A 245-nucleotide genomic window follows, 5' to 3' on the forward strand; every position below is an offset into this window, starting at 1 on the left:
GCTGAGGCCAGAGAGCCAGGCTTTGCGCGCATGGATGATAAACGTCTCACACTCACCGCGACCCGCCACCGTGCCGATAAAGTCCGTCAGGAATTCATAGCTGTCCAGCTCATCAATCCCGATGCGGGTTTTCACCGTCACCGGAATCGATACCACATCGCGCATCGCTTTAATCGCATCCGCGACCAGATTCGCCTCGGCCATCAGGCAGGCACCAAAACGACCATTCTGAACCCGATCCGAAG

Annotated in this window: 1 protein-coding gene; it reads right to left on the reverse strand. The window is 57.1% G+C overall.

The features are described from left to right. A partial coding sequence (locus L9G74_RS21715; RefSeq protein WP_238898944.1) for a tRNA-dihydrouridine synthase occupies positions 1 to 245 on the reverse strand: 245 nt, incomplete at both ends.

The sequence above is a fragment of the Shewanella electrica genome (assembly GCF_022321485.1).
GTDB lineage: Bacteria > Pseudomonadota > Gammaproteobacteria > Enterobacterales > Shewanellaceae > Shewanella > Shewanella electrica.